The following is a 15,077-nucleotide window of genomic DNA, read 5'->3' as shown; positions in this document are numbered from 1 at the left end:
CCGACGTTGCGACCCGATGCGCAACGTTGCGACCGGTTGCAGAGGCTCAGGCCTCGAGACGCTCGATCCGCGCGACCAGTCCCGCGCGCTTCGGCGACCGGGCGGGGAGCATCTCCAGCGCGAGGCGGAGGGCTTCGGCGTCACCCTGGCCCTCGGGGATCTCCGCATAGGAGAGCAGCACGTCGAGACTCGCCTCGGACAGCATCGCCTCCCGCAGCGCCGCGCGCACCGACTCGCGGAATTCCTCCACACCCGGCGACGTCGACTCGGGCAGCACCGGTCCTCGGTAAGCGGTGAGCGCCACCCTGTGGGCACCTCGGTCCAGCAGCGACAGAACGTCGTGCGCGTCGGTGTCGAGGGTGACGGGAAGGCGGTACGGTCGCGACTCCGGCACGAGGTCGGGAGCCGTGCGCTCGAGCACCTTCCGCAGCCGGACCATCTCGGGGCGGAGCGTGTCGGGCGAGACGCCCGGTCCGTACACGAGCTCGCACAGGCGCTCGGCCGAGAGTCCCTGTCGGTGCACGCCGAGCATCAGCAGGATCGCGGCATGACGGGCGCTGAGCTCGATCACGGACTCTTCGTGGTCCGACTCCGTCTCCAATCGGGCACGATCGCGTCCGAGCACGTGAAGTGTCGCCCGCGCCGTTGCCGGCACCCGGGACTTCGCAGCCGACGCACGAGGCCGGTGCGCCTCACTGCGCGCCCGCAGACGCGCCACCATCAGCTCCGACTCCACGGCGCGGGCTGTCGCATCCACGAGCAGCCGTGCCTGCAGCGAGACGACCTCCGCTCCCCCGGTGATGTCGATGACCCCGAGCACGCGGTGCGTCTCCGGGTCGCGGACGGGAGCCGCGGTGCAGGACCAGGGGTGCACGAGACGGTTGTAGTGCTCCGCGCCGCGGATCTGCACGGACTGTCCGAGCACCAGAGCGGTTCCGGGTGCGCTGGTGCCGACGGCATCCTCCGACCAGTTCGCTCCCGCGACGAAGCCCATGTCGTCGGTGAGCGACCGCAGCTGCCTGTCGCCCTCGATCCACAGCAGACGGCCCGCCTGGTCGCCGACGGCGATGACGACGCCGGCATCCTGGGCCTCGCCGGGCAGCAGGAGGGCACGGATCATGTCCATGACGGAGGCGAGCGGATGCGCCAGCCGATAGGCGTCCAGCTCGTCGCTCACGAGATCGAGAGGAGGAGCGCCCTCGGGGCCGACGCGACTGCGCCATGCCCGCTCCCACGACTCCCGGACGAGTGGCCGCACCTCCTGCAGACGCCGGTCTTCGAGGTTCCCGGCGAGCAGCTCCTCGTGCGCACGCTCGATGAGAAGTCGCGATGTCGGGGGAAGCGACTCGCGGGATACCTGCCACGGCGCAGACACAGCGGTCTCCGATCGTCGAGAGCGTGCGTTGCCTCAGTGTACGAGCAGCGCGCCCCCGAGGGAACACCCCGTCGGGTCAGCGGATGAGCCCGGCGACCAGGTCGTCGATGACGTCGTCGGTGGAGGTCTCCTGATCGATGGGCGTCGTGAGCCTGTCGAGCAGGAGTCCATCGATCGCATAGTGGAACAGGGCGATCTCGCGGCGTCCTCCCGGGAGTCCCGCCGCGGTGTTGAAAGCCACGTCGGCGTCGAACCCGGCGCGCTGCCACGCACCGAGGACGGCTGCGACCTCGGGCCGCCGACCGCCCTCGAGCCGCAGCTCGAACAGCGCGAGCGTCACGTCCCGATCGTCGGTCAGGCGTCGCACGATGTCGCGGAGGTAGTCGGCGAAGAGCGCGGGTCCCGGGGCGGCCTTCGACCGGCGTTCGAGATCATCGGCGCTCGGTGCGAGACGCTCCCCGATCCGCTCGACCAGTCCTTCGATCAGGGCGTCCCTGCTGCGGAAGTAGTTCGACGTCGTGCCGATCGGGACCTGAGCGGCGACGTCGACGGCGCGGTGCGTGAGCCCCCGTGATCCTTCGCGTGCGAGCACGGCGAGTCCCGCATCCGCGATGGTCCGTCGTCGCGAGTCGTTCTTCACCATGGAAGGAACCCTAGCGCAATCACTACGCCTGTTGTACTTTAACCGCTACAGATGTAGTGATTGGAGAACCATGCGAGAGCTCGTGTACTACGCCGCCGTCAGCCTCGACGGGTACATCGCCGGTCCGAACGGTGAATTCGACGCGTTCCTCATCGAGGGCGACCACATGGACGGCATCAATGCCCGCTTCGCCGACACGCTGCCGACCGTCGCCGCCGAAGCCCTCGGGGTTCCGCAGCGGCGCGAGATGTTCGACACCGTCCTCATGGGGTGGAACACCTACGCCGTGGGCGGGCTGTCGAGTCCCTATCGACACCTCCGCCAGATCGTGTTCAGCAGTACGAGAACAGCGGACGGCGAGAACCTCGAAGTGACAGCGGAGCACCCGGTGTCGGTGGTGCGACGCCTGAAGCAGGAGGAGGGAGCAGCGATCTGGCTGTGCGGCGGCGGCGCACTCGCGGCAACCCTCGCAGACGAGATCGATCGACTCGTGCTGAAGCGGCAGCCGCTGCTCTTCGGGGCGGGCATCCCGCTCTTCCGTGAGCGCTCTTACCGTCCCGAGCGGTTCGATGCGGTGCAGACGGTCGCCTACGACTCGGGCGTCGTCGTCACGGAACTGCAACGCCGCCCCCACGAGAGCTGACATCCCGACGAGACCTGACGCCCGGACGGCGAGGAGGACGACGCGCCATACCTCCTCCTCGCCGCCCTGGCAACGGTGTTCCCGAAGGGCGGTCTGGTTCCTAGCGTGGGAGCACCCCACGAGTCAGGAGGCGCCATGAACGTCCGAACCCCCACCCCCACTGGCTCTGCCCGCCACGCCTCCGCGCACCCCGCCGACAGCCCGGCTCACCGGCCCGCGGTCGAAGCCGTGTGCGAGCGCGTCGGCTTCGACCGCTACGTCGTCAGCCACGATCGTCCCGTCGGCTACATCGACGTCGTGCCACCGCTTTTCGTCTGCTATCTGGGCCACCCGTATCCCCGCTCGGTGGAGGTCGCGCAGGTCTACGATTTCGAGCGTGCAGTGAGTATCGTCGATGCCATGGCAGCCGGCACCCGCAACCACACCGTCGCCGGATGAGCGGCGAGATCTGGCCCGGAACCGCATATCCGCTCGGGGCGACCTTCGACGGTCAGGGGACGAACTTCGCCCTCTTCAGCGAAGGCGCCGAGCGTGTCGAGCTGTGCCTGTTCGATGAGGACGGCACGGAGACCCGCGTGCCCCTCACCGAGGTGGACGCGTTCGTCTGGCACGGCTACCTTCCCACGGTGCAGCCGGGGCAGCTCTACGGCTACCGCGTGCACGGACCGTACGACCCCGCCCAGGGGCAGCGCTTCAACGCGAACAAGCTGCTGCTCGACCCGTACGCCAAGGCCGTCGCCGGGCGGATGGACTGGGGCCAGCCCCTCTTCGGCTACGACTTCGGCGATCCCGACTCGCGCAACGACGACGACTCCGCGGCCGCGATGGTCAAGAGCGTCGTGGTCAATCCCTTCTTCGAATGGGCGGGTGATCGACCGCTGAAGACCCCCTATGCCGAGACCGTGATCTACGAGGCGCACGTGAAGGGCCTCACCCAGCGGCATCCCGACATCCCCGAAGAGCTCCGAGGCACCTACGCCGGCATCGCCCACCCCGCCGTGGTCGAACACCTCCAGCGCCTCGGCATCACGGCGCTGGAGCTCATGCCCGTGCACCAGTTCGTCGACGACTCCGTGCTCGAGGAGAAGGGGCTGTCGAACTACTGGGGCTACAACACCCTGGGGTTCTTCGCCCCGCACAACACCTACTCCGCGACGGGCGAGCACGGCCAGCAGGTGCAGGAGTTCCGGGCGATGGTGCGCACCCTGCACGAGGCCGGGATCGAGGTCATCCTCGACGTGGTCTACAACCACACCGCGGAGGGCAACCACCTCGGCCCGACGCTCTCGATGCGCGGTATCGACAACGAGGCGTACTACCGACTCGAAGAGGACAAGCGCTACTACACGGACTACACCGGCACGGGCAACAGTCTGAACGCGGGCAACCCGCATGCCCTGCAGCTGCTGATGGACTCGCTGCGCTATTGGGTGACCGAGATGCACGTCGACGGGTTCCGCTTCGACCTCGCGGCGACCCTCGCCCGCGAGTTCTACGACGTCGACCGCCTCGCGGCGTTCTTCGAGCTCGTGCAGCAGGACCCGATCGTCTCGCAGGTGAAGCTCATCGCCGAGCCGTGGGACATCGGCCCCGGGGGCTACCAGGTGGGCAACTTCCCGCCGCAGTGGACGGAGTGGAACGGCAAGTACCGAGACACCGTGCGCGATTTCTGGCGCGGTGAGCCGCAGGCACTCGGCGAGTTCGCCTCCCGCCTCACCGGGTCCGCCGACCTGTACGAGCACTCCGGCCGACGACCCGTCGCCTCGATCAACTTCGTCACTGCGCACGACGGCTTCACCCTGCGCGACCTCGTCTCGTACAACGAGAAGCACAACGAGGCGAACGGCGAGGACAACAACGACGGCGAATCCCACAACCGCTCCGACAACATGGGCGCGGAGGGACCGACCGACGACATCGACATCAACCGGCGCCGCGCGCGTCAGCAGCGGAACTTCCTCGCCACGCTGCTGCTCTCGCAGGGCGTGCCGATGATCTCCCACGGCGACGAGCTCGGCCGCACGCAGCACGGCAACAACAACGGCTACGCGCAGGACAACGAGCTCACCTGGATCGACTGGGAGGCGGCCGACCTGCCCCTCGTCGAGTTCACCGCCGCCGTGGCCCGACTCCGCCGTGAGCATCCCACCTTCCGCCGCAGCCGCTTCTTCGACGGTCGCCCCGGCCGGTCCGACGACGACCGCATCCCCGACGTCGTCTGGCTGCGCCCCGATGGCCGACCGATGGCCCCGGAGGACTGGGATTCCGGATTCGGGCGCTCCGTGGGGATGTTCCTCAACGGACAGGGCATCCGCGAGAACGATTCGCGAGGGCGCCCCGTCACCGACGTGAACTTCCTCGTCTACTTCAACAGCGGCGACGAGCCGATCGACCTCGTCATCCCCGACGAGCGCCACGGTGCGCAATGGCGGATCGTCGTCGACACCGCAGGCGAACTGGCCGCGGATCGCGCGCTGGAGCCCGGGGACGGCATCCCGCTCGACGGCAAGGCGACCCTGGTGCTGCAGGAGATCGACGGAGTGCCGGAGGCCGCCGACGACTCGGTCGACGCCTCCCTCCGCGCCCAGAGCGGGCAGGCGGCGTCGTGACCCTGCGTCCGCTCTCCACCTACCGATTGCAGATCACCGCCGATTTCCCCCTCGACTCCGCGGCAGGGGTGACCGATTACCTCGCCGACCTCGGCGTCTCCTGGGCGTACCTCTCCCCCGTGCTCGCGGCGGTCAGCGGCTCGAACCACGGTTACGACGTGGTCGACCACGGACGCGTCGACCCCGAGCGCGGAGGCGAGGAAGGACTCGAGCGCTTCGCCGCCGCCGCTCGGGCCGCAGGGCTCGGGATCCTCGCCGACATCGTGCCCAACCACATGGGAGTCGGTGCCCCACGCCAGAACGCCTGGTGGTGGGAGGTGCTGCGTCTGGGGAGGGAGACCCGTGTCGCGGCGGCCTTCGACATCGACTGGGCGGCCGGCGGTGGGCGTCTGATCCTGCCGATCCTGGGCTCATCACCGGAACAGGCGATCACCGAGCGCCTCTTCGCCGTCGACACGACCCCGGCACCCGACGCGCCCGACGGGGTGCTGACGTACTTCGAGCACGTGCTGCCGCTCGCCCCCGGCACGGCGCAGCTGGCCGACGACCTTCCCGCACTGCTCGCCGCCCAGCATTACGACCTCCGCTACTGGGAGGAGCAGAACACCAATCTCAACTACAGACGGTTCTTCGCCGTCTCCGAGCTCGCCGGCCTCCGAGTCGAGCTGCCGGACGTCTTCGCGGAGTCGCATCGCGAGATCATCCGATGGATCCGCAGCGGGCTCGCGGACGGATTGCGTGTCGATCACCCCGACGGGCTCGTCGATCCGACCGGATATCTGGAGCGCCTGGCTGACGCGACGGGGCGGGCGTACACGCTGGTCGAGAAGATCCTCGAACCGGGCGAAGCCCTGCCCGCGTGGTGGCGCACCGATGGAACGACCGGATACGACGCTCTCGCCGACATCGATCGGCTCTTCGTCGACCGTGCGGGAGTCGACGCTCTCGACAGTCTCGACGAGAGGCTGCGTGCGGAGACCGGGCTCCCGGCCGCCCCCGCCTGGCCTGACCTGATCCACGACACCAAGCGCATGATCGCCGACGGGCTGCTGCAGGCGGAGGTGCGCCGGCTCGTGCGCACTCTGCCCCACGGGATCGTGCACGCCGATGACGCCCTGGCTGAACTCGTGGCATGCTTCCCGGTCTATCGCTCGTACCTCCCCGAGGGGCGCGAGCATCTGCGCGTCGCGTTCACCGAGGCCCGTCGACGCCGCCCCGACCTCTCGGCGGCCTTCGCCGAGCTCGAGCCGCTGCTGTCCGACCCCCGACTCGAGGTCGCGCAGCGCTTCCCACAGGTAACTGGAGCGGTGATGGCGAAGGGCGTCGAGGACACCGCGTTCTACCGCTTGACCCGACTGGGAACGCTCACCGAGGTGGGCGCCGACCCCGCGATCCCCGCCGTGACGGTCGACGACTTCCATCGGCGGCAGAACGCCAGGCTCGGCGCATGGCCCCACTCGATGACCACGCTGTCGACGCACGACACGAAGCGCTCGGAGGATGTGCGCGCCCGACTGTCGGTCCTCTCCGAGATCCCCGAGCGCTGGGCCGAGGTGCTGGGTGAACTCCGCACCATCGCGACCACCGGCCACGGTCCGCTGGATGCCCTGCTCTGGCAGGCGGCGGTCGGTGCGTGGCCCCTCTCCTCCGAGCGTTTCCTCGCCTATGCGACCAAGGCGGCACGCGAGGCCGCGGAGGCCACGACCTGGCAGCATCCGGATGCGCCGTTCGAGGAGGGCCTCGCGACGATCGCGCAGGCGCTCGAGGGCAAAGCCGCCCCGATCCTGGAACGCTTCGTGGACGAGATCCTGGCGGCCGGCCGCTCCAACTCGCTCTCCGCGAAGCTGCTGCAGCTCACCGCGCCCGGCGTCCCCGACGTGTATCAGGGCACGGAGCTGTGGGACCTCTCCCTCGTCGACCCCGACAACCGTCGACCGGTCGACTTCGAGCTGCGGAGGCGGATGCTCGCGGAGCTCGACGCGGAGGTCGCGCGGGGCATCCTCCCCGCCGTCGACGACTCTGCGCGGGCGAAGCTGCTCGTCACGTCGCGAGCACTGCGGGCCCGTCGAGACAACCCCGAGCTGTTCCGGTTCTACCGTCCCGCTGTCGTCGAGGGCGCGGCAGCCGACCATGCTGTCGCGGCTCATCGCGGAGGGATCACCGTCGTGGCCACCCGTCTTCCGATGGGGCTGGCGCGCCGCGGAGGATGGGGCGACACTGTCATGATGCGCCCCGACCTCCCCGCCACCGACCTGCTGACCGGCCGACGCATCGGACCGGGGCCGGTCCGGCTGGCCGAGCTGCTGGACACGTATCCGGTGGCTCTGCTCGAGCTCGCCCGATGAAATCCGTGTGCTCGATGACGGCACGACGGTGACGGCGGGTATCGATGACGGCGGGGTGTCGATGACGGCGGGGTATCGATGATCGAGGTCTGGGCACCGAAGGCGAGCAGGGTGCGGCTGAGACGAACCTCTCGACACGGCAGCACGACGCAGACCGATCTCGATCCGACGTCAGGCGGATGGTGGCGAGCCGGCGACGAGCTCGAAACCGGCGAACGCTACGGGTTCCTCCTCGACGACGATCCCGAGCTGCGGCCGGATCCGCGCTCTCGCCGACAGCCCGACGGTGTGCACGCGGCATCCGCGGCGTTCGACGTCGGCGACTTCGCCTGGAGCGATGCGGGATGGGCGGGACGGCAGCTCGCCGGAGGCCTGGTCTACGAGCTGCACCTCGGCACGTTCATGCCGGAGGGGACGCTCGACGCCGCGATCACGCGCCTGCCTCACCTGGTGCAGCTGGGGGTCACGCACGTCGAGCTGCTTCCGGTCAACGCCTTCAACGGGCGCTGGAACTGGGGCTACGACGGAGTGCTCTGGTACGCGGTGCACGAGGCGTACGGGGGCCCTGCCGCGTACCAGCGGTTCGTGGATGCCGCGCACGGGCACGGGCTCGCCGTGGTGCAGGACGTGGTCTACAACCACCTCGGTCCGAGCGGCAACTACCTGCCCCTGTTCGGCCCCTACCTGCGCGAGGGCGAGAGCACGGCGTGGGGCGACTCGGTCAACCTCGACGAACCGGCCGTGCGCGACTACATCCTCGACAACGCCCTGATGTGGTTGCAGGACTTCCATGTCGACGGGCTGCGTCTCGATGCGGTGCATGCTCTGCACGATCAGAGCCCTGTGCACATCCTCCGCGAACTCGCCGAACGCGTCGACGCGCTGTCGGTGCAGCTCGATCGTCCGCTCGCCCTGATCGCCGAGTCCGACCTCAACGATCCGACGCTCATCCTGCCCCGTGAGGCCGGTGGCTACGGCCTGACCGCGCAGTGGTCAGACGACTGGCACCACGCCGTCCATGTGGCCCTCACGGGGGAGACCGGCGGCTACTACGCCGACTTCGCCGCAGAGAATGCCCTGGCGAAGGTGACCGAGCACGGGTTCTTCCATGACGGCACGTTCTCGTCCTTCCGCGGACGCCCCCACGGCGCGCCGATCCCACCCGAAGTGCCGACGTGGCGACTCGTGACCTTCGCGCAGGACCACGATCAGGTGGGCAACCGCGCGGCAGGCGACCGCCTCTCCGCCACCCTCTCTCCGGATCGCCTGGCCGTCGCTGCGGTCCTGACCCTCACCGCCCCCGGCACTCCGATGCTCTTCATGGGCGAGGAGTGGGGTGCCTCCACCCCCTGGCAGTTCTTCACCTCGCACCCCGAACCCGAGCTCGGCCGCGCCGTCGCCGAGGGGCGGACCGCCGAGTTCGCCCGCATGGGGTGGGATCCGGATGCGGTGCCCGACCCACAGGACCCCGACACGTTCGCCCGCTCCCACCTCGACTGGAGCGAGCTCGACGATCCGGAGCACGCGCGGATGCTCACCCTGTACCGCGACCTCGTGACGCTGCGAAGAGAGTGGCCCGCCCTCACCGACCCCGACTCCACGCACACCGCGGTGGAGGTCCGAGAGACCGACGGCACGCCCGAACGGCGGGTCTACCGCATCGACCGCGGAGACCTCTCCGTGGTGGTCAACCTCGCATCGACGTCGCAGGCGTTCGACGTGGGAGCCCGCACCAGGGTGCTGCTTTCCACGTCGGGGTTCCGTCGGGAGGACTCGCTCGTGACGCTGCCGCCCGACAGTGCAGCGATCATGACCTCGCCCCTGGTCTGAGCCGCCACAGTTCGGCCACCACAGTGCGGCCACCGAGCGCGGCCACCGAGCGCGGCCACCGAGCGCGGTCACTGTGCGTGGTCACCGTGCGCGGTCAGTCCCGCGCAGCCCACCACTCGCGCAGTCGCTGCTCGGCGACGTCCGCACCGAGCACACCCTCGTCCAGGCGTAGGTCGAGCAGGAACCGATAGGCCTCACCGACCTCGCGGCCCGGTCCGATCCCGAGCACCTGCTGGATGCGGTTGCCATCGAGCTCCGGGCGGATGGCGTCGAGCTCCTCCTGCTCGCGGAGCGCGGCGATGCGCGACTCGATGTCGTCGTACGCGCTCGCGAGACGGCCGGCCTTGCGCTTGTTCCGTGTGGTCACGTCGGCACGGGTGAGGATGTGCAGGCGTTCCAGCAGGTCGCCGGCGTCGCGCACGTAGCGGCGCACGGCTGCGTCCGTCCACGCCCCCTCGGCGTAGCCGAAGAAGCGCAGGTGCAGCTCGATGAGCGTGGCGACGGCGTTCGTGGTCTCGGTGTCGAAACGCAGCGCCTGCAGCCGCTTGCGCGCCATGCGCGAACCCACGACGTCGTGGTGGTGGAACGTGACGACGCCCCCGGCCTCGAGCTTGCGCGTGCGCGGCTTGCCGATATCGTGCAACAGCGCAGCGATGCGCAGCGGCACATCCGGTACGGCTCCGGGATGACGGGAGTGCTCGAGCTCGATGGCCTGGGCGAGCACGGTCAGCGAGTGCTCGTAGACATCCTTGTGGTGGTGGTGCTCGTCGACTTCGAGGCGCAGCTCGGTCACTTCGGGGAGGAACTCGTCGATCAGCCCGGTGTCCACCAGCACGCGGATGCCGCGCACCGGGTCGTCGGTCTGCATGAGGCGCACCAGCTCGGACTGGACGCGCTCGGGGCTGACGATCTTCAGCGTCTCGCGCAGCTCGGTGATCGCCGCGGCCGTCGCCTCCTCGACCTGGAAGCCGAGCTGGGCGCTGAAGCGAGCGGCGCGCAGCATCCGGAGCGGGTCGTCGCCGAACGACACCCGAGGATCCGCCGGCGTGCGCAGGACGCCGGCGATGAGGTCTTCCACCCCGCCGGTCGGGTCGACGAGCTTCACGGACGGCACCTGCAGCGCCATGGCGTTCACGGTGAAGTCGCGGCGCACGAGGTCGCCGTCGATGGTGTCGCCGAACTCCACGGTGGGCTTGCGGGTCACGCCGTCGTAGCTGTCCGCGCGATAGGTCGTGATCTCGACCTGTTCACGCTGCACGCGTGCGCCGATCGTGCCGAACGCGCGACCGATGTCCCACTGCGCGGTGGAGATGGGCGTGACGATGGCCAGGATGTCGTCGGGGGACGCGTTCGTCGTGAAATCGAGATCGTGCGTGTCACGGCCGAGCAGGGCATCACGCACCGGACCGCCGACGACCGCGAGGTCGAAGCCCGCTTTGTCGAAGGCAGTCGCCAGGGTGCGGACGACCGGGTTCTCGGCGAGCGCACCGAGACGAGCGAGGCCGTCAGCCATGTTGAGCATGGGTTCCAGCGTACCGGGGCGAGCCGTCCGCGCCGGGGCCGTCTCCCGCCCCGGCGAAAACCCAGACCATCCGTCCGCGCGCCGGCGCGCCATCCCTCGACACGCCGCTCCCCGCGCAGTCGGTCTCCGTTTCGGCCGGGCGACATCGTGAACGGAGTTCACCTTCCTGTCGCCAGGAGGTCAGCGCCCGGTCATCCCGCTTCGATGGGGTGGAGGGGCCCCGTGCGGCTGAGCACGGAAACCCCACCTCGAAGGACTGACATGACCTCCCCCACCCCTGCGGTGCGGTGGCGGCGTCGCGGACTGACGTCCGTCGCGCTCCTCGCCCTGCTCGGCGGCGCCGTCGTCGCCCCCGCGGCTCTTGCCGCCCCCGACCCCGAAGTGCCGACGGGCTCGCTGATCACCGGCGACACCGCCTGGCACTACCTCGACGACGGATCCGACCCGTCTCCCGCACCCGCAGCCCTCCGCGACTGGACCTTGCCTGCCTACGACGACAGCGCGTGGAAGACGGCTCCGGGCTCGTTCGGCGCCAAGGGCGGGAAGCTCGCACCGGTCGGCCCGCAGACGCCCAAGACCCTGCTCAACCACTACCTCGACGGCACGGCGGCCCCGACCGTGCCGACCTACTTCTTCCGCACGACGTTCGAGCTCGAGGCAGGCGTCGCCGAGCAGGTCGCCGCCCTGCAGAGCACCATCACCTACGACGACGCCATCATCGTGTGGATCAACGGCCAGGAGGTGGCCCGCTACGTCGACGGCAGGATCACCGACACCACCAACGTCGAGTACGCGGGCGATGGCAACGGCGACCCGCTCACGAGCACGTTCAGCGCCGAGGGAACCCTCCTGCACGACGGCACCAACACGATCGCGGTGTCGCTGTTCCAGGACCGCGCAACCAGCTCCGACATCTTCTTCGACATGTCCGCGTTGACCCTCGTGAAGGCCTCCGCACCTGGCACCCCCGTCGTCGCGCCGCCGACGCGCGTCATCCTCACCCCGACCGAACAGCCGGCCGTCTCGCAGTCGTTCTCCTGGCTCGCAGGCGACGCCTCGCACACGGTCGGACAGGTCGAGATCGCCCCGTCCGCCGGCGGAGAGACCCGCACGGTCGACGCGTACGACGCGGGTGTCGTGAACGGCAACCCGAACAAGCACTTCTCGGCGACGGTGACGGGTCTCACCGCTGCCACCGAGTACCGCTACCGCGTCGGCCTGCCCGGAAGCTGGAGCGACTGGTTCACCTTCCGCACCGCGGATCCGTCCGCGACCGACTTCCAGTTCATCTACTACGGCGACGCCCAGATCGGTCTGGACACCACGTGGCCGAGCGTCGTGAAGCAGGCCGAGGCGCAGGCTCCCCGCTCGATCGGCTCCGTGCACGCGGGTGACCTGATCAACACGTCGAGCAACGAGAACGAGTGGGTCAACTGGTTCAAGGGCATGAAGGATTCGGCCGTCCGTACGAACGTGATGGCCGCCCCCGGCAACCACGAGTACTCCGGCGACAAGCTGCTCACGGCGTGGAAGGCGGCGTTCGAGTACCCGCGCAACAACCCGTCGACCAGCTCCATCGGCGAACTGGCGAACCTGGCGAAGGGCGATTCCGAGGTCGCGCAGCAGTACCGCGCGTTCTTCGACCACTGGAGCTCGTTCGCCGCAGAGACCGCGTACTACACCGACTACCAGGGCGTGCGTTTCATCACCCTGAACGCCACTCGCGACACGACGTTCCTCACCCCGGCCGGCCTCCCGTCGTGCACGGGGGCGGAGTGCCCCTCGTCGCAGATCGGCACCCTGTGGACGCGCTTCCAGGGTGCATGGCTCGACCTGCTGCTGCAGAACAGCCCGTCGAAGTGGAACGTCGTCACGTTCCACCAGCCCGTGTTCTCGGCCTCGGCCGGGCGCGATGAGCCCATCCTCCGCGCCGAGTGGCTGCCGGTCTTCCAGCGCAACGACATCGACCTGGTTCTCATGGGACACGACCACACGTACGCCCGCGGATACGTGAACACCGACGCGACCGAGACCCCCGGCCTCACCACGGGCCCGGTCTACGTCGTCTCGAACTCGGGCGCGAAGCACTACGACCTGGAGACGCCGGAGAAGAACGTCTGGACCAACAACGGCGCCACCCAGGTGCTGCGCGGTCAGGGCGTGACGACCTACCAGGTGATCGACGTCTCGAAGAATCAGCTGGTCTACCGGTCGTACCTGGCCGAGAAGCAGACGGACGCCACGACGGACCTCCCCGTCGGTGCCGTCTACGACACGTTCACGGTGACCAAGTCGGATGCGGGCGAGAAGTGGGTGACCGAGGCCGGCGTCACACCTCCGGTCACCCCCGAGCCCGAGGCTCCGGCGAAGGTCGAGCTCGGCGCGGCATCCGTGCAGGCCGGTGGCACGGTCACGGTGACGGGCAGCGGCTTCGCAGAGGGCGCTCAGCTGCGGCTCGAGCTGCGTTCCGACCCGGTGCAGCTGGGCACGGCGACCGCCGGTGCGGACGGCTCGTTCCAGCGCACGGTGACCATTCCGGCGAACACTCCGGCCGGTGCGCACACGCTCGCCGTGATCCAGCCCGACGGCACCGAGGTCACTGCAGCTCTGAGCGTCACGGCCGCGTCCGGTGGCGGAGCGACGACACCGGGTAACGGCGGTTCCGCGGGTAACGGCGGATCCGCAGGTAACGGCGGCTCCACAGGCGGCGACCTCGCCACCACGGGAGCCGACAGCCTTCCCTACATCGCCGCTGCCGTCGTGCTCCTCGCCGCGGGCCTCGGCCTGTTCGCGATGCGCCGCCGTCGCCGGCACGCCACGGTGGACACCACCGAGGCGGAGTAGTCCGAGAGGGGCGTCGCCCGGGCCTCTAGCCCGGGCGACGCCCCTCTCCCAGCCGCTGAAGCCGGCGAAAACCCAGATCCATGGGCTTGCACCCGGCGCGTCGCTCCGCGACACGCCCTGCGCTGCTCGGATCGTCTCCGTTTCCGCCCCAGCCGCCCCAGCCACCCAGCCCTCCCCGCCACGCGACGGCACCGCCGACTGAGATAACCTTCCACCGAGTCCCCGGTGAAGGAGAGCACGTGCCCGCGAACGATGTGATGGCCGACGAGACCGATCGGATCGTCGCCGCGGCTCTGCAGGTGAACGGCCGCGCGTCGTGGGGTGAGATCGCCCGCGTGGTCGACCTGCCCGAGCGCACGGTCGCCCGGCGAGGGCAACGGCTGCTCGACCGCGGACTGGTGCGGGTCTCCACATACGTCGATCCCGCCCGAGTGCTGCATGCTCGCGCAGTGCTCTTCCGCATCACGACGGAACCCCACGCGCTGTGGCAGGTCGCGCGCTCCCTGGCCCGGCGCGCGGATGCCTCCTCGGTCTCGGTGCTCGAGGGCAGCAGCGACATCGCCGGGATGCTGCTCCCTCACGATGACGCCTCGATCCGCGAGCTGCTGTTCACCGACTTCCCCGAGCTCGAGGGCATCGACTCGATCAATGTCACGACGGTGCTGAAGTTCTTCCGGTCGGGGCACGACTGGCGTGCAGGGGTTCTCAGCGACGAGCAGGCCCGCATGCTCGACGAGTCCTCCGGCTCCGAGGTCGATCCCGCCGACTCCCTGAGTGAGGACGAGGAGGCCCTCATCCGACTGCTGCTCAAGGACGGGCGGATGCCGGTGGCTCAGCTCGCCCGCTCCCTGGGGCTGAACGTGACGACCACGCGGCGTCGCATGGAGTCCTTGAGCCGTCGAGGTCTCATGCATCCGCGCACCGAGGTCGTGCCGAGTCTGTTCGGACTGGGCCTCGAGGCGCTCGTGTGGCTTCGGGTGCCGATGGCGCGCCTCGAGAAGGTCGGCACGGCTCTGGCGGCCGCGCCCGAGGTCAAGTTCATCGCCGCCACCACGGGCACTTCACAGCTGCTCGCGAACGTGCTCGTGAAGGACGCCGATGAGTTCTACGACTTCCTCACGGGCCCGGCGGTGGCCGGTCACGAGGGCCTCGAAGTCGTGGAGTCGCTGGTGGTCATCACTCCGGTGCTGCGCGGATCGCTGATCGTCGATGAGGCACCCGAGGCGCTGGCCAACGATATGCCGACCGGCGCGATCCGCTTGTAGT

At 69.4% G+C, this 15,077-nt stretch carries 10 protein-coding genes; 7 read left to right on the top strand and 3 right to left on the bottom strand.

All coding sequences use genetic code 11. The features are described from left to right. Positions 1 to 46: 46 nt before the first annotated feature. Positions 47 to 1,375, bottom strand: a complete 1,329-nt coding sequence (locus tag MOX01_RS01695) for a sigma-54-dependent transcriptional regulator family protein (RefSeq protein WP_113680730.1) — start codon at positions 1,373 to 1,375, stop codon at positions 47 to 49. 76 nt (positions 1,376 to 1,451) lie between these two features. After that, positions 1,452 to 2,018: a TetR/AcrR family transcriptional regulator gene (locus tag MOX01_RS01690; protein WP_113680729.1), complete on the bottom strand. Its 567-nt coding sequence runs from the start codon at positions 2,016 to 2,018 to the stop codon at positions 1,452 to 1,454. A 70-nt stretch (positions 2,019 to 2,088) separates the two neighbouring features. On the opposite strand from MOX01_RS01690, the gene MOX01_RS01685 reads away from it, so the two are divergent. From MOX01_RS01685 to treZ, 5 genes are all read left to right on the top strand, one after another. Next, on the top strand, positions 2,089 to 2,661 hold the full coding sequence (locus MOX01_RS01685; RefSeq protein WP_058631916.1) for a dihydrofolate reductase family protein: 573 nt from the start codon (positions 2,089 to 2,091) through the stop codon (positions 2,659 to 2,661). 135 nt (positions 2,662 to 2,796) lie between these two features. Next, positions 2,797 to 3,099: a hypothetical protein gene (locus tag MOX01_RS01680; RefSeq protein ID WP_046748502.1), complete on the top strand. Its 303-nt coding sequence runs from the start codon at positions 2,797 to 2,799 to the stop codon at positions 3,097 to 3,099. Next, positions 3,096 to 5,270, top strand: coding sequence for a glycogen debranching protein GlgX (glgX, locus tag MOX01_RS01675; protein WP_141368149.1), 2,175 nt, complete (start codon positions 3,096 to 3,098; stop codon positions 5,268 to 5,270). Before MOX01_RS01680 ends, glgX begins: the two co-directional genes overlap by 4 nt. Then, positions 5,267 to 7,615, top strand: a complete 2,349-nt coding sequence (treY, locus tag MOX01_RS01670) for a malto-oligosyltrehalose synthase (protein ID WP_141368148.1) — start codon at positions 5,267 to 5,269, stop codon at positions 7,613 to 7,615. Before glgX ends, treY begins: the two co-directional genes overlap by 4 nt. A gap of 78 nt (positions 7,616 to 7,693) precedes the next feature. Continuing rightward, positions 7,694 to 9,445 carry a malto-oligosyltrehalose trehalohydrolase gene (gene treZ / locus MOX01_RS01665; protein ID WP_141368147.1) on the top strand — a complete coding sequence of 584 codons (1,752 nt, stop codon included), beginning with the start codon at positions 7,694 to 7,696 and terminating at the stop codon, positions 9,443 to 9,445. Positions 9,446 to 9,539: 94 nt separating this feature from the next. On the opposite strand, the gene MOX01_RS01660 is transcribed toward treZ, so the two are convergent. Beyond that, entirely contained in the window at positions 9,540 to 10,967 is a 1,428-nt protein-coding gene (locus MOX01_RS01660; protein ID WP_141368146.1) for a CCA tRNA nucleotidyltransferase, read from the bottom strand. A gap of 261 nt (positions 10,968 to 11,228) precedes the next feature. Between MOX01_RS01660 and MOX01_RS01655 the strand changes: the two genes are divergently transcribed. Beyond that, positions 11,229 to 13,811: a fibronectin type III domain-containing protein gene (locus tag MOX01_RS01655; protein ID WP_141368145.1), complete on the top strand. Its 2,583-nt coding sequence runs from the start codon at positions 11,229 to 11,231 to the stop codon at positions 13,809 to 13,811. A gap of 239 nt (positions 13,812 to 14,050) precedes the next feature. Next, positions 14,051 to 15,076 carry an Lrp/AsnC family transcriptional regulator gene (locus tag MOX01_RS01650; protein ID WP_170224078.1) on the top strand — a complete coding sequence of 342 codons (1,026 nt, stop codon included), beginning with the start codon at positions 14,051 to 14,053 and terminating at the stop codon, positions 15,074 to 15,076. The last annotated feature ends 1 nt before the right edge of the window (position 15,077 follow it).

Source organism: Microbacterium oxydans (assembly GCF_006540085.1).
Taxonomy (GTDB): Bacteria; Actinomycetota; Actinomycetes; order Actinomycetales; family Microbacteriaceae; genus Microbacterium; species Microbacterium oxydans.
The sequence above is the reverse complement of the archived record's forward strand: the minus strand, read 5'-3'. Positions and strand labels throughout refer to the sequence as shown.

Bases quoted from the DNA above. Each gene is read 5' to 3' on its own strand.
- MOX01_RS01685 (WP_058631916.1), top strand. From the start codon at position 2,089: ATGCGAGAGCTCGTGTACTACGCCGCCGTCAGCCTCGACGGGTACATC.
- MOX01_RS01680 (WP_046748502.1), top strand. From the start codon at position 2,797: ATGAACGTCCGAACCCCCACCCCCACTGGCTCTGCCCGCCACGCCTCC.
- glgX (WP_141368149.1), top strand. From the start codon at position 3,096: ATGAGCGGCGAGATCTGGCCCGGAACCGCATATCCGCTCGGGGCGACC.
- treZ (WP_141368147.1), top strand. From the start codon at position 7,694: ATGATCGAGGTCTGGGCACCGAAGGCGAGCAGGGTGCGGCTGAGACGA.
- MOX01_RS01655 (WP_141368145.1), top strand. From the start codon at position 11,229: ATGACCTCCCCCACCCCTGCGGTGCGGTGGCGGCGTCGCGGACTGACG.
- MOX01_RS01660 (WP_141368146.1), bottom strand. From the start codon at position 10,967: ATGCTCAACATGGCTGACGGCCTCGCTCGTCTCGGTGCGCTCGCCGAG.
- MOX01_RS01690 (WP_113680729.1), bottom strand. From the start codon at position 2,018: ATGGTGAAGAACGACTCGCGACGACGGACCATCGCGGATGCGGGACTC.